At 71.9% G+C, this 18,467-nt stretch carries 18 protein-coding genes; 9 read left to right on the forward strand and 9 right to left on the reverse strand.

Going from position 1 to position 18,467, the window contains the following annotated elements; genetic code table 11:
- Positions 1 to 23 precede the first annotated feature (23 nt).
- Positions 24 to 794 (forward strand): hypothetical protein, encoded by a 771-nt coding sequence (locus H299_RS0129230; protein ID WP_027751326.1) that lies wholly within the window; start codon positions 24 to 26, stop codon positions 792 to 794.
- Positions 795 to 812: 18 nt separating this feature from the next.
- Here the strand turns inward: H299_RS0129230 and H299_RS0129235 are convergent, their stop codons facing one another.
- The 4 genes from H299_RS0129235 to H299_RS36880 form a co-directional block, all read right to left on the reverse strand.
- Entirely contained in the window at positions 813 to 1,532 is a 720-nt protein-coding gene (locus H299_RS0129235; RefSeq protein WP_486587484.1) for an adenosylcobinamide amidohydrolase, read from the reverse strand.
- A gap of 173 nt (positions 1,533 to 1,705) precedes the next feature.
- Complete coding sequence (locus tag H299_RS36875; RefSeq protein ID WP_051262954.1) at positions 1,706 to 3,007, reverse strand: MFS transporter; 1,302 nt, start codon at positions 3,005 to 3,007, stop codon at positions 1,706 to 1,708.
- A 178-nt stretch (positions 3,008 to 3,185) separates the two neighbouring features.
- Positions 3,186 to 3,623, reverse strand: a complete 438-nt coding sequence (locus H299_RS0129250) for an SDR family NAD(P)-dependent oxidoreductase (RefSeq protein WP_486587485.1) — start codon at positions 3,621 to 3,623, stop codon at positions 3,186 to 3,188.
- Complete coding sequence (locus tag H299_RS36880) at positions 3,620 to 4,066, reverse strand: hypothetical protein (protein WP_051262955.1); 447 nt, start codon at positions 4,064 to 4,066, stop codon at positions 3,620 to 3,622. Before H299_RS36880 ends, H299_RS0129250 begins: the two co-directional genes overlap by 4 nt.
- A gap of 148 nt (positions 4,067 to 4,214) precedes the next feature.
- On the opposite strand from H299_RS36880, the gene H299_RS0129260 reads away from it, so the two are divergent.
- The gene (locus tag H299_RS0129260; RefSeq protein ID WP_027751329.1) at positions 4,215 to 5,036 is read left to right on the forward strand and encodes a helix-turn-helix transcriptional regulator; all 822 of its coding nucleotides are present in this window, start codon (positions 4,215 to 4,217) and stop codon (positions 5,034 to 5,036) included.
- Between the two features lie 28 nt (positions 5,037 to 5,064).
- On the opposite strand, the gene H299_RS36885 is transcribed toward H299_RS0129260, so the two are convergent.
- Positions 5,065 to 5,304, reverse strand: coding sequence for a hypothetical protein (locus H299_RS36885; RefSeq protein ID WP_051262956.1), 240 nt, complete (start codon positions 5,302 to 5,304; stop codon positions 5,065 to 5,067).
- A 370-nt stretch (positions 5,305 to 5,674) separates the two neighbouring features.
- Here H299_RS36885 and H299_RS39760 point away from each other — a divergent pair, with 370 nt between their 5' ends.
- The gene (locus H299_RS39760) at positions 5,675 to 6,136 is read left to right on the forward strand and encodes a hypothetical protein (protein WP_158692407.1); all 462 of its coding nucleotides are present in this window, start codon (positions 5,675 to 5,677) and stop codon (positions 6,134 to 6,136) included.
- Between the two features lie 62 nt (positions 6,137 to 6,198).
- Here H299_RS39760 and H299_RS36895 read toward each other — a convergent pair whose 3' ends face one another.
- On the reverse strand, positions 6,199 to 6,576 hold the full coding sequence (locus H299_RS36895) for a DUF6193 family natural product biosynthesis protein (protein ID WP_027751330.1): 378 nt from the start codon (positions 6,574 to 6,576) through the stop codon (positions 6,199 to 6,201).
- Between the two features lie 272 nt (positions 6,577 to 6,848).
- Between H299_RS36895 and H299_RS0129275 the strand changes: the two genes are divergently transcribed.
- The 6 genes from H299_RS0129275 to H299_RS0129300 all read left to right on the forward strand — a co-directional run bounded on the left by H299_RS0129275 (position 6,849) and on the right by H299_RS0129300 (position 14,314).
- On the forward strand, positions 6,849 to 9,101 hold the full coding sequence (locus H299_RS0129275; protein ID WP_486587476.1) for a chitinase C-terminal domain-containing protein: 2,253 nt from the start codon (positions 6,849 to 6,851) through the stop codon (positions 9,099 to 9,101).
- 175 nt (positions 9,102 to 9,276) lie between these two features.
- Complete coding sequence (locus H299_RS0129280; RefSeq protein ID WP_027751332.1) at positions 9,277 to 10,311, forward strand: hypothetical protein; 1,035 nt, start codon at positions 9,277 to 9,279, stop codon at positions 10,309 to 10,311.
- Positions 10,312 to 10,645: 334 nt separating this feature from the next.
- Entirely contained in the window at positions 10,646 to 11,437 is a 792-nt protein-coding gene (locus H299_RS39765; RefSeq protein WP_158692408.1) for a hypothetical protein, read from the forward strand.
- Positions 11,438 to 11,586: 149 nt separating this feature from the next.
- A complete protein-coding gene (locus H299_RS0129290; RefSeq protein ID WP_027751334.1) occupies positions 11,587 to 12,075 on the forward strand; it encodes a GNAT family N-acetyltransferase in 489 nt (162 codons plus the stop codon).
- Positions 12,076 to 12,374: 299 nt separating this feature from the next.
- On the forward strand, positions 12,375 to 13,175 hold the full coding sequence (locus H299_RS0129295; protein ID WP_051262958.1) for a metallophosphoesterase family protein: 801 nt from the start codon (positions 12,375 to 12,377) through the stop codon (positions 13,173 to 13,175).
- Positions 13,176 to 13,285: 110 nt separating this feature from the next.
- Positions 13,286 to 14,314 carry an aspartate-semialdehyde dehydrogenase gene (locus tag H299_RS0129300; RefSeq protein ID WP_027751336.1) on the forward strand — a complete coding sequence of 343 codons (1,029 nt, stop codon included), beginning with the start codon at positions 13,286 to 13,288 and terminating at the stop codon, positions 14,312 to 14,314.
- Between the two features lie 143 nt (positions 14,315 to 14,457).
- Here H299_RS0129300 and H299_RS0129305 read toward each other — a convergent pair whose 3' ends face one another.
- From H299_RS0129305 to H299_RS0129315, 3 genes are all read right to left on the reverse strand, one after another.
- Entirely contained in the window at positions 14,458 to 15,474 is a 1,017-nt protein-coding gene (locus H299_RS0129305) for a S1 family peptidase (protein WP_037761162.1), read from the reverse strand.
- Between the two features lie 232 nt (positions 15,475 to 15,706).
- The gene (locus tag H299_RS36900) at positions 15,707 to 16,819 is read right to left on the reverse strand and encodes a slipin family protein (protein WP_078513135.1); all 1,113 of its coding nucleotides are present in this window, start codon (positions 16,817 to 16,819) and stop codon (positions 15,707 to 15,709) included.
- Positions 16,820 to 16,918: 99 nt separating this feature from the next.
- Positions 16,919 to 18,094, reverse strand: coding sequence for a DUF5685 family protein (locus H299_RS0129315; protein ID WP_027751338.1), 1,176 nt, complete (start codon positions 18,092 to 18,094; stop codon positions 16,919 to 16,921).
- Between the last annotated feature and the right edge of the window lie 373 nt (positions 18,095 to 18,467).

Here is an 18,467-nt window from a genome sequence, read left to right on the forward strand (position 1 = left end):
GGCTGACGGGAGAGAGGTTGCACATGACTGGCTTCGAGGACCGGCTGAGGGCCATGCTCGCCGAGCTTCGCTCGACGGAGGGAATCAAGGTGATCGATGCGGAGGAGGGTTCCCTCGACTCGTGGCTCACCGGACCGGAGCACGCGCTTGAGGTGATCCGGAAGGTCGCGGGTGTCCGTCTCGCGCCTTCCATGGCCGACGCCCTCCACCGGTACAACGGTCTGCTCTGCTACTGGCGTGCCGAGGAGGACAGCACCCTCGGCGGCGAGTTCACGCTCAACCATCTGGTGAACGTCTGCGTGGGTACGGTTCCCGACGGGCTGCCCGAGGCGGAGTGGCCGGCCGAAGCATGCGGTTGGTACGGATCGCTGTGCAACAGCACCGAAGTGTTCGGCCCGCAGGACGGGTACGCGGACGAGCAAGGCTGGCTCCACGCGTTCGACTCGCAGGGCGGCATGGGGACGGGCGCGATCGCCGGGTTCCTCCTAGGCGACGAAGGATTCGAGACCGCCGCGGGAGCGCCCGGGCACCTGGAGATCTGGTTCTCCGTCAACACGGACGGGACCCTCGTGCGGCTCGACCTCACCTATCCCGAGTACTTGGAAGCCCTGCTGCTGACCCGGGGGCTGTGCAACTGGCAGTACCTCTACGCCGATCCGCGCGACCCCGGATTCGGCTGGTGCCAGCCGGACCTGGGACCGGGCCTCGACCTCCTGGAGCGGACGTTTCCCCACGACGACTTCTCCCCGCTGCGGGCCAGATCGGACCTGCTTCTCCAGGCCCGCGACGAATAGGTCCCGGCGTCCTGCCCGTCAGCCCACCCGGCGGTGGTGGTCGGCCAGGCAGGCGGCGAGGGTCGCCGTGTGGACGGCGCGGGCCAGCCGGGAGCCCCAGCGGGAGCGGGGGCCCGCGAAGGGCTCCTCGTCCGAGCCGTCCCGGCCGCCGGGTGCCAGAGGTGCGGCGACGCAGACCGCGTCCGTCGGGGTGCCCGAGGCGTCGTATCCGGCGTCCCGCAGCGCCTGGACCTTGGCCTCCGTCGCGGTGGTGACCGCGTTCACCAGGGCGGCCGGGCCCAGCGGTACGGGCAGCGCGGCGACGATGTTGATCGTCCCCGCCCGGGGCGGACCCGGACGCGCGGCCACCGCCGGGGCGGCGGCCCAGCCGTGCACTCCCACCCCGGCGGTGACCAGGGCCTCCACCCCCTCGTCCGTGGCGCTGCGCCGGTCCGCGACGCAGGCGGCGGTCATCAGCCCCACGCCGGGCCCGCTCGCGCCCGCCTCGGCCGCGAGGGCCGCCAGGTGCGCGGCCGGGTCCGGTCGGCGGTAGCCGGGGGTGACCTGCGCGTTGAGCACCCAGTGCCGTTCGCCCCAGCCGCCGCCCAGCACCGCGCTGGACAACATGCGCCAGCCGGGCCCCGGCGCCCACAGCAGCAGCGGCCAGGCGACGCCGTCCTCGGTGCGCTCCAGCAACGGCACCTCGGACAGCCCGGACAGCAGCGCGGGCGACTGTGCGGGCGGCTGTGCGGGCGCGATCACCGACCGCGTGCTCGGCGACGCGCTCACCTGGTCACGGCCGTCAGCTGCGGCAACCGGGGGTCTGCCAGGTGCTCCTGGAGGAACGGCAGGTCGCTGGCCCGAACTTCGCGCAGGGACATGTCCATCGACTCGGCTCCCGCCTCCACAGGATCACTGCCACGGTGGCCGGATCAGCTTATGGCCTCTCCGGATCCGACTTCCTCCCGCGCCGGCCGGTCACCGGCAGCGGCACCGGCCCCGCCCCCGGACCCGGACCCGTACGCCGCCGCTGCCGCGCACAGCAGCGCCGGGGCGGCGGCGAGCACGAAGCAGACGGGCAGCGGCAGCCGCCCCACCAGCAGCCCGACCGCCGCCGTGCCGCCGGAGATCCCGGCGTTGACGGCGGTGTTGACCCACGCGCCCGCCTGCGTACGGCGCTCCGGTGCGGCGGACTCGTCCGCGAGCAGGTAGGCGGTCGTGAGCGCCGGGGCGATGAACAGCCCGGCGACGGCGAACACAGCGGTGAACACCAGCAGCCCGGGGGCGAGTCCGGCCACCGCCAGCAGCAGGGCCAGGGCGGCGGCGAGCACCGGGAGCCGCCGCCGGTCGGTGCTCCGCCAGGTCACGGCGCCGTAGGCCAGACCGCCGAGCGCGCTGCCCGCCGAGAGTGCGGCCAGCACCCAGGCCACTGACGACGCCTGGTGGCGCTGCTCGGCGAACGCCACCGCCAGGAGTTCCAGCGCGCCCACGCACAGCCCTACCCCGGCCGCGGCGAGGACGGCACGACGCAGGTCCGGCGCCATCCGCGGCCGGTCGGCGCCCCGTAGGCGCCGGCCCGGCTCGGGGCGGGTACGCACCCTCACCGGCACGGCGCGCATCGCCGGGGAGGCGGCGAGCGCGAGGGCGCCGGTCAGCACGAGCGCGGCGCTGACGGCCACTCCGGCCGCGGGCGAGGCCAGCTTCATCAGCAGCCCCACCAGCAACGGGCCGCTGACGAAGAGGAGTTCCTCGGCCACGGAGTCGAGGCTGTACGCCCGCTGCCGCAGCCGCCGGTCGGGCAGCAGGACGCTCCACAGGGTCCGCATCACGGGACCGAGCGGCGGCATACACGTGCCGGCCGCCATCGCGAGGGCGCCCAGGGCGAGTCCGCCGGTCCCGGGCCGCCAGGTGGCGCCGGCCAGCGCGGTGAGCAGCAGCGCGTACGCCGCCGCCATCGGCGGCAGCGCGCGGCGCGGACCGTAGCGGTCGATCAGGGCGGCGCGGGCGGGTGAGAGGAGGACACCGGTGATCCCGAAGAGCGCCAGCACGGAACCGGCCACGGCGTAGGAGCCGGTGGTGTCCTTGACGGCCAGCATGAGGGAGAGCGAGACCATGCCGTACGAGAGGCGGCCCAGCAGCGCCGCGCCGAAGGTGGCGCGGGCATGACGGGTACGCAGGACGGCCGCGTACGAGGGGGTGTGCGAGGCACACGAGGTGTGCGAAGGCGAAGTCATGAGGTCGTTCCCCGGAAGGGCAGCGCGGCGCGGAGGCCGGAAGCTGCGGGTGTGCACGGACGCCGGAGTGCCGCACCCGGTGGGTGCGGTCCGTACGCGTCCTATGCACAGAGGAGGAACATGGCCGTCACGCTAGCACTCGAGCCACCGCCGCGGAAACCCGTACGCCGGCACGTGCTCAGAGCGCGTGCCCGCCCGCCGCCTGGAGGACCTGGCCGGTGATCCAGCGGGCCTGGGACGAGGCCAGGAACACCACGGCGTCGGCGATGTCCTCCGGCTCCCCGACCCGCCGCATGGGCACGAGGGCGCGGACGTGCTCGTACGTCCCGGCGTCCATCCAGCCGGTCTGCACCGGGCCGGGTGCCACCGCGTTGACGCGGATGCCGGCCTCGGCCAGGCCGAGGGCGGCGGCGCGGGTGAAGGCTTCCAGCGCGGCCTTGGAGGTGCCGTAGCCGAGCTGGCCGGGGAAGGCGCGGGCGGCGTCGGTGCTGATGTTGACCACGCAGGGGGCCCCGTCCTGCGGAGCGTCCCGCCGTCGGCGGCGTGCCAGTTCGGTGGTCAGCAGCGCGACGGCGGGGCGGGCCGTCGTCGGACAGAGCCGCCCGTTCGTGCTCAGCGCAGCGCGCCGCCCTCCTTCGCGGCGCGCCGGCCGCGGTCTCCGAGCAGGGCGAAGACCGCGACGAGCAGGACGCCGAAGAGCATGAAGGCGGTCCCGGGGCCGTTGAGCGGCATCACCCCGGTGAGGACCAGCAGGAGGAGTCCGGCGGTGGAGAGCGTATTGCCCACGACGACCGTCAGGGCGAGCCGGTCCGGGATGCGCGGGTATCCCGCGATCAGGCCGAGCGCGGCGGCCCCGCCCAGCATCGCGATCCCGAAGGGCAGGGACCAGCTGACCGGCAGGCCGAGCGGCCCGCTGAGCCAGTTGCCGCAGGAGAGAAAGAACACGCCGAAGGCGGCGGTGCCCCAGCTGTCGACGCGCAGGATGATGCGCAGCAGCTCGTCCGCCGGACGCGGGGCGGCGGGAGCCGGAACACGGAGGGGCGGGGCCTGGCTGGTCATACGGGCCTCCTCGGCACGTGGTCGATGCGTGGGCCGGGGGCTGAAGCGGCCCGGCCCGTACGGTCGGACGGTGGCATCCCGGAGGTGCCGGACTCAATGACCTCCCAGGTCATGGCCGCGTTGATCCGCCGGCGGCTACACTCCCGGCATGGATGAGGATCAGCCGTCGCGCGTGGGTGTCCTGCTGCGGGAGTGGCGGCAGCGGCGCAGGCTGAGCCAACTGGAGCTGGCGCTCCGCGCGGACAGCTCGACGCGGCACCTGTCCTGCGTGGAGACCGGCCGGGCCCGCCCCAGCCGGGCGATGGTGCTGCGGCTGTCCGCCGCCCTGGACGTGCCCCTGCGCGAGCGCAACACCCTGCTGCTGGCCGCCGACTACGCACCCGCGTACCAGGAGAGCGGCCTGGATGACGAGAGCATGGCCCAGGTCCGCTCCGCGCTGGAGATGATGCTGACCACCCACGAGCCGTACCCGGCCGTCGTGGTCGACCGCTGCTGGAACGTGCGGCTGGGCAACCGCGCCCTGTCCGTCCTGATGGACGGCGTACCGGAGCATCTGCTGGAGCCTGAGCCGAACGTCTTCCGGCTGACGCTGCACCCGGAGGGGCTGGCCGGGCGCCTGGTGAACCTGGCCGAAGTCCGCGCCCTCTTCCTGGAACGGCTGCTGCGCCAGGTCAACGCCACCGGCGACACGCGGCTGCGCGAGCTGTACGAGGAGGTGAGCCGCTATCCGAGCCCCGAGGGCGGCGCGGAGGCGGCGCCCGCGAAGGGGGACGCGGCCTCCCCGCCCGGCCCGATCCAGGTGCCGATGCGCGTCCGGACGCCGCTGGGTGAGCTGTCGATGTTCGGCACGATGGCGACTTTCGGCGCCCCCGCCGACGTGACGCTCTCGGAGCTGGCGGTCGAGTTCTTCTACCCGCTGGACGAGTTCACCGCCCGGGCCCTCCACGCGCTCGCGGACACGCCTGCGTGACCGGGCCCGGGCCCGGGCCCGGGCCCGGTCAGGAGCCTGCGCCCCGCCCCGCGCCGGGTGCGGCCAGCTCCACCCAGACGGTCTTGCCGTCGCCGCCCTCCCGGCCCCGCACCCCCCACCGACCGGCCAGCGCCTCCACGAGCAGCAGCCCGCGCCCGCAGGTCTCGTCCTCCCCCGGCCAGCGCACCTCCGGCTTCCCCTCCTGCGCGGTAGAACTGTCCGGCGGCATGGACAGCGCGATGACCGCGTTGGCCCTCTCCGAGTCCATCGGAGGCACACGCACCGCAGCCCTCCGCCTCGGTGGGGTGGTCGGCGAACAGCAGGTCCGGCGACGCCGCGAACTCACCGCCCGTGCCGACCTCGGCCCCGACCTGACCGTGCCCGTCGAGGAGTTCGCGCCGTTCCATCCCCGGGGGCCCCGCGCCGTTGGACGGCCCAACAGTCCTGCGGACGGCACCTACTCCGAAGCGATGAACGAGCTGTACAGACGCTTGGGCGCGATCGGCGTCCGATGGGTCTTCACCGGAATAGGTGGCGACGAGCTGTGCTTTCAGCGCCCAGAGGAGCGAGCCCGAACCGGTGACCCGTGGAATCTGCATCCAGCACCCGGCCACCTGGGCCCCCGCGCCCGTGACCTCTTGCCCACCATCGCGGACGACCTGGCGCCCGCTTCCGTACTCCACGCCTCGACACTCGCCGCCCTCGCCGTGCACAGCGCGACCGCCATGCGCCATGGCCTGTGGCCGGTCAGCCCGCTCGCCACGCCTCTCGTCCTGCGGTTCGGCGAATCACTTCCGCTGGTCTGGCGGCGGGGAAAGCGGCTGATGCGTGTGCGCCTGGCACGGGCCGGATACTCCCGCGAGGTCATCCGGCCGCCGCTACGGGAGGACTTCGCAGGAACCTGCGAGACGGCCATGCTCCGACACGGCCTGCCGCTGCTCTCCCAGTGGCTGCCCGGATCGGTCCTCGTCCGTCAAAGGCTGCTCGATCCCCGGACGCTGCGCGCGGAGTGCGCCGCCGCCTCCGCCACGACGCGCGGGGCCGCCGAACTGTACCGGCCGCTCGCGCTCGTGGCCGCTCTGCGGTCACTCGGCGGATAGCGCACGCTCGAACGACCAGGGTTTCACGGCCTCACCCACGAGTCGTCGGCGGCGGGCCCGGCTCAGCCCGCCAGGTCCTCAGCGGTGCCGTCCACCGCGGGGCCGGTGCCCGGCGGGAGGTGGGCCGCGATCAGGGCGGCCGCCGCCTCCGCCGTCTCCGGCTCGCCCAGGGTGGCGCCGTCGGAGTGACGGATCACCACGTAGCCGCCGCCCGCGCGGCGGTAGAGCGTGCCCACGTCCTTCGTCCAGGGGAACCGGGTGCACCGGCTCAGGCTCAGCGCGCCGTGGCTGACGAAGGGGAACAGCTGACGCAGGCGGGGCTCGGCGTAGGCCGCCCGTGTCATCGCGGGGTCGATCAGGGTGCTGTCCGCCTCCAGGGCGCAGCGCCACTCGTGGGCCACGAACGCCGCGGCCCCCGTCGGCTCCTCCTCGTGTGTCATGCGGCGAACCTATCTGTCCCGCGTGCCGCGGCGGGCGCCGGGCGGCGGGAAGCTCCGCTCCCCTGATCCGCGGAGTGACAGCCGGTGAGCGGATTGGTACAGACCTATTGACCGAAGGGCCTGGCCCTCCTACTTTGACAAACACCTCCGAGGTACCGGTTCGCGGTGTGCGCACACCGCGAGCCACGCAAGCCCTGTCTTGCTCCACCGCATCCATGGAGGAAGTGACCGTGCTGTCTTCCCACAGACTGAGACGCACCATGGTCGCGGGAATGTTCGCGGGACTGGCCGGACTCCTGTCCGGGCTGCTCTCCGCGACTCCCGCTCCAGCCGCCGCACAGGACCACGAAGCCTGCCGCCCCGACGGGCTGTACCGCACTCCCGGTGTCGCGGTGCCCTACTGCACCGTCTACGACACCGAGGGCCGCGAGAAGATGGGCGCGGACCACCAGCGCCGCGCCATCGGCTACTTCACCAGCTGGCGCACCGGCAAGAACGGCAAGCAGCAGCGCTACCTGGCCTCCGACATCCCGTGGGACAAGATCACCCACATCAACTACGCCTTCGCGCACGTCGGTGCCGACAACAAGCTCTCGGTGGGCGCCGACAGCCCGGACAACCCCGCGACCGGCATGACCTGGCCCGGGGTCGCGGGCGCCGAGATGGACCCGGAGTACGCCTACAAGGGCCACTTCAACCTGCTCAACAAGTTCAAGAAGCAACACCCGGACGTCAAGACCCTGGTCTCCGTGGGCGGTTGGGCCGAGAGCGGCGGTGTCCTGGGCCCCGACGGCAAGCGCCTCGACCAGGGCGGCTTCTACCGCATGACCACCAACGCCGACGGCACGGTGAACACCGCGGGCATCGACGCGTTCGCCGACTCGACCGTGGCCTTCATCAAGAAGTACGGCTTCAGCGGCGCCGACATCGACTACGAGTACGCGACGTCGATGATGGACGCGGGCAACCCGGAGGACTGGCCGCACGCCAACACACGGCGCAAGGGCCTGATGAAGAGCTACTCCGTGCTGATGAAGACGCTGCGCGAGAAGCTCGACAGGGCCGGCGCCGCGGACGGCAAGCACTACCTGCTCACCATCGCCGCCCCCGCCTCCGCCTGGCTGCTGCGCGGCATGGAGACGCACCAGGTGACGCAGTACGTGGACTACGTCGACATCATGTCGTACGACCTGCACGGCACCTGGAACGAGTTCGTCGGCCCCAACTCCGCGCTCTTCGACGACGGCAAGGACGCCGAACTCGCGCACTGGAACGTCTACAACTCGCCCCAGTACGGCGGCATCGGCTACCTCAACACCGACTGGGCCTACCACTACTTCCGCGGCTCCATGCCTGCGGGCCGGATCAACATCGGCCTGCCGTCCTACTCCCGCGGCTGGAAGAACGTCACCGGCGGGAACAACGGGCTGTGGGGCACCGCGAAGGTCACCTGCACCAACCAGCAGTGCGGTGACGGCGCCGTCGGCATCGACAACATCTGGCACGACAAGGACGCCGCGGGCAAGGAGGTCCCGGCCGGGTACAACCCGATGTGGCACAACAAGAACCTGGAGAAGGGCATCGCGGGCGACTACCTCGCCGACTACGGCGTCCCCGCGGACGCCAAGCCCACCGGGTACACCCGCCACTACGACTCCACGCTCAAGTCCCCCTGGCTGTGGAACGCCCAGAAGAAGGTCTTCCTCTCTACCGAGGACGAGCAGTCCCTGGGCGCCAAGATCGACTACGTCAAGGAACGCGGCCTCGGCGGCACCATGATGTGGGAGCTGGCGGGCGACTACGGCTGGAACGCCGCCAAGGGCCAGTACGAGCCGGGCGACTCCATGGTCACGCAGATGTACGAGGGTTTCAAGGCGGCCACCCCCTACGGCGCCAAGAAGGCCAACCGCGCGATGCCCACGGAAGCGCTGGACATCCAGACCGACGTGACGGGCTTCGCCCTGGGCGACAGCAACTACCCCATCAACCCCAAGCTCAAGATCACGAACAACACCAAGGCCACCCTTCCGGGAGGCACGGAGTTCCAGTTCGACTACGGCACCTCGGCGCCGGGGACCGCCTCCGACCAGTCCGGGTGGGGCCTCAGAGTGATCAGCTCCGATCACACCGGCAGCAACATCGGCGGCCTCAAGGGCGACTTCCACCGCGCCTCGGTGAAGCTGCCCGGCTACCAGACGCTGGCGCCGGGGCAGACGGCGAGCATCGACCTCGTCTACCAGCTGCCGATCTCCACCCCGTCGAACTGGACGGTGACCTTCGGCGGCAAGAGCTACTCCCTCAACGGGGACCACCCACGCGGCACCACGCCGGGCGACCCCGGCGGCGGCGACCCGGGCGGCCCGGGTGACTGCACCGTCGCGGCGTGGTCGGCGACCACGGTCTACACGGGCGGCCAGCAGGTCTCCCACAAGGGCCGCGTCTACCAGGCCAAGTGGTGGACCCAGGGCCAGGAACCCGGCGTGGGCGGCGAGTCGGGCGTCTGGCGGGACGTCAGCGCCTGCTGACCGACACCTCCGCCACGGGCCCCGTCCTGCCCCTTCAGGCAGGGCGGGGCCCTTCCGGGCTGAGGAGTTCCACGGGGTCTCCGGCCGGCTGACGTGCGGCGCCTGGCGTACGCGGCGGCGCGGTGCCACCGCCCCACCTCGGGAGTCCGGGCGCGCCCGGTGGGACAATGCCCTGATGAGGCAGACGCGCGGGGCGGAGCCGGGCACGACGACGCACTCCGGCGAGTACCTCTCGGGTGCGCTGCAGGTCGTCGTGGTCGGCCGCCGGACCCTGCTGGCCGGGATGTACTGCTCGGAGGAGGGGTTCCAGCGTGTGGACCTGCGCGACGCCTCCACGGGTGAGGTGATCGATGTCCACGGCCTTGGCGACAAGGAGTGGCCGCACGACCCGGCCGACCACTTCACCAGCTTCACCTGGCAGGACAGCCCGTTCATCCTGCACCTCACGCGCCGCCGGCGTGGCTACCGCCTCCTGCGGGTGACCCGGGACGGCTTCGAACTCGTCGAGCAGGTTGTCGACATGTCCGGCCACGCTGCGGCCCCTGCGGTCATCGCCGGGCGGTTGGCCATCCTGGTGTGCGAGTCCCACAGCCCCTCGCGCGCCGCGGTGTTCCATGACGCGTTCGACGGCGACCGGGTGCTCGGGTCCTGGGGCGTTCCCCAGGGGTGGAGGTGTTCACGCCTGCTGGGGACCGGAGGACGGACATACGCCTGGCTGGAGCGGCAACTGTCCGACGCAACCTCCGCGGAGGAGCGGTGGCGTGCGGCCGCTGAGCCCGGCCACCTGCTGTGGGACGTCACCTCGGACACCCCTGTCGGACCGCCCCTGGCGGTCCCCGTCCTCCAGCACGGCGTCTGGGGTCTGGCCGGGCGGCCCGTGGCCCTGCTCGGGGCCCGCCGCCAGGCGTGGGACCTGGCACGTCGGGAACCTCTCGGCCCCAGGCTGGGCGGCATGGAGCTGTCCAACCCCCAACTCGGGCTGCTGCACGGGCGGCCCGTCCTCGCAGGCACGACACGAGAGGCGCTGCGCGTGTGGGACCTCGGTACCGGACGCATGGTCGGGACCACCGACGTGCCGGATGCGCCGATCGCCACCGCGATCGGGCCGAACGGCACCGTCTGGGCAGCCACCCGCACCGGATACGTCGGCAACCTCGCCGTGACGCCCGCCCGGATTCATCCGTCGGCCCTTCGGCGGGCGCCGTTCTGACGAGGGGAGCGCCGATCAGAAATGAGGGGGAACCGTCGATCCCGCCCTCGCCGGCCGAGGGGCGCACTCCGGTCGCCGGGGGTCTACCCGGTGGCGGCGACCGCCACCGGAACCAGTTCGCGGATCGGGAGCCTGTTGTAGCCGCCGGGGCTCGGATGATTTCCAACGGTACGCCACGATCCCTTCTCGGGGGATGGGCACAAATTAGATGGGCGTGCGAATGACAGGAGAGCGTGACCGGTGGTATCGATCTGCGGACTGGAACGAAGCCGCGCGGAAACTCTTCGAAACGAAGATACGACACAGCAGGCAATCGTGGAACAGATGGCGGTATATGCGCATCAAGGCGAGCTTTCTCTTCCGCTCGAATGATCCGGAAAGGCAGGTTGCCGCCGTTGAGTTGCTGCGCCGGTCCTTGTCGGAAGTGCAAGGAATCGAGCCTGGTTGGGCGAGCGTGACGCATCACGAGCTGGGCCGATACACCGAGACCATGGGTGATTCCGTCGCGGCCGAACAGCACTACCGACACGCCATCACCACCTGTCCGCTTGGCGCACGATCGCTGATCACACCGTCACACCCCGAAGAAGATCTGGCCAGCCTGCTTACCACTGCCGGCACATTGCGAGGTGAACGAGAAGCGGAACAGCTTTTTGAAGAAGTCTACGCACACCAGGGGCAGGCGTCCGGATGGCGTCCACGACTGGCCGACCTGGCCGCGATCGATCCGCATGACAAGCCGTACACCGACCCCGAAAACGCAGCCGAGGCGATGCTCGTCTACCACCACACCGAGCCTGGGATGAATGCCCTGCTCCACCCGGACCGGTCGGCACTGGCAGCGCTTGACGCACTGTTTGTCGGGCAGCGCCGCCCACGGATCGAGTACGAAGGTGAATTTCTGCAACAGAAATTCGTTGCCGAACTGGGTGCATTCATCGGCCGGGTACTGGTCAACGAGACCGGCGGGAAATGGCAGATGGGGAATCCGATCACTCACTGTCGAGTGGTCATCGAAGGCCGACAGGTCGAGCCATTCGCGGCAGGCTTCAAAGCCGTCTGGTACGAACGGCCGCTTGTCCGGCTGTTCGATGCGCTGGTCGATGCGCGCAGTACGCGCACGTGACCACGGCGAACGATTACCCTGAATTCCTCGCTCCATCCGTGCTGGCGTAGCACATGAGCGTGACGGCACTCCATACCCCGCCCGGCGGGCGGCGGGGTCTCGCCGGGGGCAGGTGTTCGACCACGACGCCCGTGCCGCATGCTGGGGGGATGCAGATCAGAGAGGCAACCACGGCGGACTGGCCCGCCATCTGGCCGTTCTTCCACCGCATCACCGCCGCGGGCGACACCTTCACCTACCCCGCCGACCTCCCCGAGGCGGTGGCCCGCGAGATGTGGCTGCTGCCCGCGCCCGACCGCGCGGTCGTCGCGGTGGACGAGGCCGGAAAAGTCCTGGGCACCGCCAAGATGAACCGCAACCACACGGGCAACAGCTCGCACGTCGCGAGCGCCAGCTATATGGTCGACCCGGAGCACTCGGGCCGGGGCGTGGGCCGGGCGCTGTGCGCGTACTCGGTGGAGTGGGCGCGGGCGGCGGGCTTCCGGCTGATGCAGTTCAACGCCGTCGTGGCGACGAACGTGCACGCCGTCAAGCTGTACGAGTCACTCGGCTTCGAGATCACCGGCACGCTGCCCGAAGGCTTCCGCCACCCGGAGCAGGGCTACGTCGGGCTGCACGTCATGCATCTCAGGCTCTGATCCGCGCACGCTCTGCCCCGCGAACCGCCCGCGCCGCCCCTCAGCCGGGCAGGTCCCGCACCATGCCCTCCTCGCCCTCGTCGACCTCGCCGGTCGCGCGGAAGCCGCACCCACAAAGTCCTGCTGCCCCTCGGCCACCCGTAGCCGCAACACTTCCTCGTAGGTGTCCACGGTGACCGGTTCAAGCCGTATCTCTGCCATGGGCGCACCCCCTTGCCCCGCCTTGCGCCGGGCGGCCGGTGATCGCCCGGGGTGAAAAGCGTCGCGTCCACGGCGGGCGCGGGGCGAAGCTGGGCCGCATGAACGACCACGCCGGCGCACCGCCGTACCGCACGATCGCTGTCCTCTCCGACATCCACGGCGTGCTGCCCGCACTGGAGGCGGTGCTCGCCGAGCCCGCCGTACGAAACGCCGACCGCGTCGTGCTGGCCGGCGATCTCGCCGCCGGTCCGCTGCCCGCCGCGACGCTCGACCTGCTGGGCACGCTCGGCGAGCGTGCCGTGTGGATCAGCGGCAACGCCGACCGGGAGCTGGTCCAGTACCGGCGCGGGGAGGTCGAGGACATCCCGGACCCGATCGCGCCCTGGGCGGCCAGGGAGCTGCGCCCGGACCAGATCGAGCTGCTGGCCGGGCTGCCCGCCGGGGCGGAGCTGACGGTCGGCGGGCTCGGGCGGGTGCTGTTCTGCCACGCGACGCCGCGCGACGACGAGGAGGTGGTGCTCGTCGACTCGCGCCCGGCACGCTGGGCGGAGGTGCTGGCCGAGGTGTCGCCGGGGGTGGCCGCCGTCGTGTGCGGGCACACGCACATGCCGTACGTCCGGCTCACGCACGGGCTGCTTGCGGTGAATCCGGGCAGCGTCGGCATGCCGTACGGCCGCTCCGGCGCGCACTGGGCACTGCTCGGTCCGGGGGACGCGGTGAGCCTGCGCCGCACGCGCTACGACCTGGACGCGGCCTGCGCCCGGATCGCGGCCGAGTCGGGCTTCCCGGACGCCGCGGAGTGGGCGGCGGAGTACCTGCGGGCCCGGAACAGCGCGGAGGACGCGCTCGCCGCCTTCGGCCCGCGGGACGGCCGCACCGGGGTGGGGCCGGGAGTGTGACCCAGGTCAAAGAGTTTGGCGACCGTAGCCGGAGCAGGGCAGGGTAGGGGAAGTACAGGCACAAGGACACAAGCGAGCGCGCCAGCGTACGAACGAGGAGAAGGAGCCCCATGAGGATCGGGATCGTCGGAGCGACCGGTCAGGTCGGCAGCGTGATGCGCGAGATTCTGGCCGAGCGGAAGTTCCCGGTCACCCAGCTGCGGCTGTTCGCCTCGGCCCGCAGCGCCGGGCGTACGCTGCCGTGGCAGGACGGCGAGGTCACCGTCGAGGACGCGGCCGAGGCCGACTACTCCGCACTGGACATCGTCCTCTTCTCCGCGGGCGGCGCGACCTCGCGGGCGATCGCGGAGACGGTGGCCGCGCAGGGCCCCGTCGTGATCGACAACTCCTCCGCCTGGCGGCTCGACCCGGAGGTGCCGCTGGTCGTCTCCGAGGTCAACCCGCAGGCCGCGCGGCAGCGCCCCAAGGGCATCATCGCCAACCCGAACTGCACCACCATGGCCGCGATGCCCGTGCTGCGCCCGCTGCACGCCGAGGCCGGGCTGACCTCCCTGGTCGTGGCGACGTACCAGGCGGTCTCCGGCAGCGGTCTGGCCGGGGTGGCGGAGCTGGACGAGCAGGCGCGCAAGGCGGTGGAGAGCGACGCGAGCAGGCTCGCCTTCCACGGCGACGCGGTGGACTTCCCGGAGCCGGTGAAGTTCAAGCGGCCGATCGCCTTCAACGTGCTGCCGCTGGCGGGCTCGATCGTGGACGACGGCCTGGACGAGACCGACGAGGAGCAGAAGCTGCGGCACGAGAGCCGCAAGATCCTGGACATCCCCGGTCTGAAGGTCTCGGGCACCTGTGTGCGCGTCCCCGTCTTCTCCGGCCACTCACTCCAGGTCAACGCGCGCTTCGAGCGGCCGCTGAGCCCGCAGCGGGCGCGTGAGCTGCTCGCGGAGGCGCCGGGCGTCGAGCTGTCGGACATCCCCACCCCCCTCCAGGCCGCGGGCCGGGACGCGAGCTACGTCGGCCGCATCCGCGGGGACGAGACGGTGGAGCACGGCCTGTCCCTCTTCCTCTCCAACGACAACCTCCGCAAGGGCGCGGCGCTCAACGCCGTGCAGATCGCGGAGCTGGTGGCGGCCGAGGCGGGCTGACGCCCGGCGGTCACCGCGCACAGCGAAGACGGCGCAGCAGAGACAGCACAGCCCCCAGGATCTCTCCCGGGGGCTGTGCTGCGTGGGGGGTTGAACGCTGTGGTCCGGTCGGACGGAAGAACCATCCAGTCGGTCCGGACCGTCTAGCCGATCTGCGCGCCGTACGCCTGGAGGGCCTCTCCCACGGGCTGGAAGTAGGTCTCGCCGCCGGAGGAGCAGTCGCCGCTGCCGCCGGAGGTCAGGCCGAGCGCCTCGTCACCCGCGAAGAGCGCGCCGCCGCTGTCGCCGGGCTCCGCGCACACGTTTGTGTGGATCAGTCCGTCGACCGTGCCCTCGGGGTAGGACACGGAGGCGTCGACCGCCAGGACCTCCCCGTCGTGCAGCTGCGTGGTGCTGCCGCTGCGCTGGACGGTCTGGCCGACGGTCGCCTCACCCGCGCCGGAGATGGCCTGGGTGCTGCCGTTGTACAGGTTCACCTCGCTGGGGTGCGGTGTGTCGGCCGAGTACATCGCCAGGCCGTAGTCGTCGCCCGGGAAGCTGCCGCCCTCGGTCGCCGCGACCTCCTGGCCGCCCTGCGAGTCGGACCAGCTGGCGACCGCGTTGGTGCAGTGCCCGGCGGTCAGGAAGCCGGGCTGGCCGTTCACCGTGACGTTGAAGCCGAGCGAACACCGGGAGCCGGAGCCCCAGATGGCGTCGCCGCCCGACAGCTTGGTGGTGAACTCGCCGGCCGTGCGCTTGAGTACGGCCTTGCCGTCCTGCGCCGCGACCTGCTTCTTGAGCTTCGCCAGCGCGGCGCCCCTGACCGTCTTGTCGGCGGTGATGACCACCTTGTTGGTCTTGGGGTCCACCGCCCGCGAGGTACCCGTCACGTCGTTCTCGGTGAGGGCCTTCTTGACGGAGGTCAGCTCGGCCATGGAGTGGTCGACCATCTTGGCCTCGGCGCCCGCGGCCTCGACCTTCTCCTTGGCTGCGCCGTCCACGACGTTGACGACGAGCTTCTTCGCGTCGGCGTCGTAGTACGCGCCCCCGTCGCCCTTGATGTCGGCCACCAGGTCCTGGGCGAGGGTGCTGGCCGCGGTCTGCGACAGCGTGTCAGCCGCGGGGGTTTCCGCGGCATTGGCGTTCGACAGCGTCATGACGCCGGCGACGAGCGCGGCCACGCCGACTCCGGCGATGGCCGTACGACGCTTGGATATTCGACGGTGCTCTCTCAACTCTCAGCCTCCTGTGGGGGGTTGAGCACGCCCGAGTCAGAGCGTGCCCGGAGGAAGTACGGACGCGGCCCGGTACAGACGAAGAAAGGCGCGTCCATGCCAACTTGCGCGCCGAGTATTGCGCGAACGACGGTTAACACACAAGGGCGGACGGAGAGATGTGTCCGTTAACTGCCCGTCAGACTCCGGATTCCGGGGTATTTTCCGGCGGTTCGGGCACAGATGTCCGCCCGGAACCGCCCTTCCCGGTGGGACGCCGATCCTTCTCCGCGTCCTCCGCGTCCTCCGCCGCACCCTCTGCCTCGGCCGGCTCCACCGCCGCCGGAGCAGCGGGAGCGGCGTCGTCCACCAGCGCGCCGAGGGCGGCCGGGTCAGCCGACTTGAGCAGTTCGAGCGCCTCGAGCGCCTCCGTCACCCCGGGCACCCCGGGGCCCGCGTCGGCCTCCTCGGCGTCGGCCGCCTCCCCGGACGGCACGCGCCGCACCCGTACCCCCGGCGCCCCCTGAACGCCGGACGCCCCCGGCGCTCCCTGCTGGGAGCGGTCCAGGAAGCGCAGCAGCTCGACCGGGAAGGGCAGGACCAGCGTGGAGTTCTTCTCCGTCGCCACCGAGGCGATGGTCTGGAGCAGTCGCAACTGGAGCGCGGCCGGGGTCTCGGACATCGCCTCCGCCGCCTGCGCGAGCTTCTTGGAAGCCTGCAGTTCCGCGTCCGCGTTGATGACCCGGGCGCGCCGGTCGCGGGTCGCCTCCGCCTGCCGGGCCATCGACCGCTTCATCGTCTCGGGCAGCGAGACGTCCTTGATCTCCACCCGGTCGATCGTCACGCCCCACTCCACAGCCGGGCTGTCGATCATCAGCTCAAGGCCCTGGTTGAGCTTCTCCCGGTTGGAGAGGAGGTCGTCCAGCTCGCTCTTGCCGATGATCGAGCGGAGCGCCGTCTGCGCCATCTGGGAGACCGCGAAGCGGTAGTCCTCGACCCGGATGATCGCGTCCGCCGGGTCGACGACCTTGAAGTAGACGACGGCGTCCACCCGGACGGTGACGTTGTCCCGGGTGATGCCCTCCTGTGCGGGCACCGGCAAGGTCACGACCTGCATGTTGACCTTCTGGAGCCGGTCCACGGCCGGAAGGATCATGGTGAACCCGGGCTGCTTGACTTCGCCCCGCAGCCGCCCGAGGCGGAAGACGAGCCCGCGTTCGAACTGCTTCACCACGCGCGCCGCCGCCAGCACGTACACCGCGCCGCCGGAGAGCCCGGCCACGACCAGCTCCAAGACCTTGACGGCCCCCAAAGTCCGGTATACCCCCAAAGGTAACCCTGGAGGCGTTCCCGGTCGAGCCTGCGGACCGCCGGACGCTGCGCGGCAGGTCCGCAGCTCGGAGACCGCGGCTCAGAGCCCGCAGTCGCAGCACTGACAGCACTCGCAGCATTCACAGCACTCACACGCCTGGCAGCAGCCCGGCCGGTTCCGGCCGCTCCAGGGCCCCTGGTACTCCTCCGCACAGCACATCCGGCAGGTGCAGCACAGCCCCAGGAAGGCGCCGCAGCCCGCGAGCAGCCCGCGCCCGCCCGGCCTGCCGCCGTCCCCGCCGGAGCCGTCGGGCCCGTACGGGTTGCCGCCGTGGGGATCGCCCCCGTACGGGTTCCCGTGCGGCCCGCCCGGCGGCGCGTACGGGCTGCCGCCGTGGGGCCCCGGTGCGCCGTGCGCGCAGCTGGTGCCGAAGGCGCGGTCGACCGCGCGCGGCAGTTCGTGCGCGAGCAGCAGGTGGGCCAGCTTCCCGTCGACGAACTCGGCGTCGCGCAGTGCCAGCCGCACGCCGTGCGCGGCGTCGTCGCACAGCCGCCGTACCTCGGGCAGCGGCGTGCCGGTGACGGCGACCGGGTTCCAGCTGCCCGTCCGCTCATCGGCCGTCAGGTCCTCCACCGCGTCCAGCAGATGGGCGAGTCGGCCGAAGAGGCGCCCGGCCTCGGCCAGCGGCGCGGCGTTGCCAGGGCGGCCCGCCAGCACCGCGGTGTGCGCGAAGGCGGCGGCGGTGGCCGTCTCGGTGGGCTCGGTGACGGCCAGGAGCGAGTCACCCGGCCCCGTGGCCGCTTCGACGGCGGGCTGCCGGTCCACCGCGGCACCCAGCACCGCCGTGTCGAAACCGAGCGCCCCGCCCGTACGCGCCCCCGCCCGGTCCCAGCCGGTGGCCATCCGGCGGGCGGCGGCGGCCACCGGCCTGCGGGCCAGCAGCCCGTCCCGGTCGGCTATGTGGTCCCGCGTCTTGGCCGAGGCCAGCACGAGCGAGACCGACGCGGCCAGCCGGGCACCCTCCCCCTGCGCGATCCGGGCGGTGCGCATGCCGCGCAGCGGACAGGGCCCGGCCGTGCGGCGGCCGGCCGCCGTCCGCACCGACTGGGCCTCGGTGAGGACGGAGATGACGAGCCCGTCGTAGTTGGTGGCCATCCTGGCGAACTGGCCGTGGTCCGCCCGGAGTGCGAGGCAGAGTCCGCACAGATGGGCCATCCACTCCGTGTGCATGCCCTCGCTCAGCCGATGGCGGCAGGGCCTGACGATTCCGAACACCACTCCCCCGTCTCCTGGCCGGCCCGCGGGACCACCCCCGGGCCGCTGCCGGATCACCCTAAGGGCTGACTGTCGTCCCGCTCCCCGGCGGACCGGCGCACCCGGGCGGCGGGGGCGGACGGTGCCCGGGGTGCGGCGAGTGCCCTGCTCACCCGTCTGTCCCCGGTGGCCACCCGTCCGGCGGGAGGGACCCGATCTGGCTCTCCGTCACCATCCGTGCACGGGAACGTCCCTGATCCGGCGCCATATGCTGTGCACCAGAAACGTCACGAATCACATCCCCGGTGGCAATCCACTTGGCACATCATCCGCCTCATGCACGACGATAGGACTGCGGACCCCGCGGCGGTGCCGCCATCGGACACTTTCGCCG

The sequence above is a fragment of the Streptomyces sp. CNH287 genome, assembly GCF_000424825.1.

Excerpts from the sequence above, each read along its gene's own strand:
- H299_RS0129230 (WP_027751326.1), top strand. The coding sequence starts at position 24 with ATGACTGGCTTCGAGGACCGGCTGAGGGCCATGCTCGCCGAGCTTCGC.
- H299_RS36875 (WP_051262954.1), bottom strand. The coding sequence starts at position 3,007 with ATGACTTCGCCTTCGCACACCTCGTGTGCCTCGCACACCCCCTCGTAC.
- H299_RS36880 (WP_051262955.1), bottom strand. The coding sequence starts at position 4,066 with ATGACCAGCCAGGCCCCGCCCCTCCGTGTTCCGGCTCCCGCCGCCCCG.
- H299_RS0129260 (WP_027751329.1), top strand. The coding sequence starts at position 4,215 with ATGGATGAGGATCAGCCGTCGCGCGTGGGTGTCCTGCTGCGGGAGTGG.
- H299_RS36885 (WP_051262956.1), bottom strand. The coding sequence starts at position 5,304 with ATGGACTCGGAGAGGGCCAACGCGGTCATCGCGCTGTCCATGCCGCCG.
- H299_RS36895 (WP_027751330.1), bottom strand. The coding sequence starts at position 6,576 with ATGACACACGAGGAGGAGCCGACGGGGGCCGCGGCGTTCGTGGCCCAC.
- H299_RS0129275 (WP_486587476.1), top strand. The coding sequence starts at position 6,849 with ATGTTCGCGGGACTGGCCGGACTCCTGTCCGGGCTGCTCTCCGCGACT.
- H299_RS0129280 (WP_027751332.1), top strand. The coding sequence starts at position 9,277 with ATGAGGCAGACGCGCGGGGCGGAGCCGGGCACGACGACGCACTCCGGC.
- H299_RS39765 (WP_158692408.1), top strand. The coding sequence starts at position 10,646 with ATGCGCATCAAGGCGAGCTTTCTCTTCCGCTCGAATGATCCGGAAAGG.
- H299_RS0129290 (WP_027751334.1), top strand. The coding sequence starts at position 11,587 with ATGCAGATCAGAGAGGCAACCACGGCGGACTGGCCCGCCATCTGGCCG.
- H299_RS0129295 (WP_051262958.1), top strand. The coding sequence starts at position 12,375 with ATGAACGACCACGCCGGCGCACCGCCGTACCGCACGATCGCTGTCCTC.
- H299_RS0129300 (WP_027751336.1), top strand. The coding sequence starts at position 13,286 with ATGAGGATCGGGATCGTCGGAGCGACCGGTCAGGTCGGCAGCGTGATG.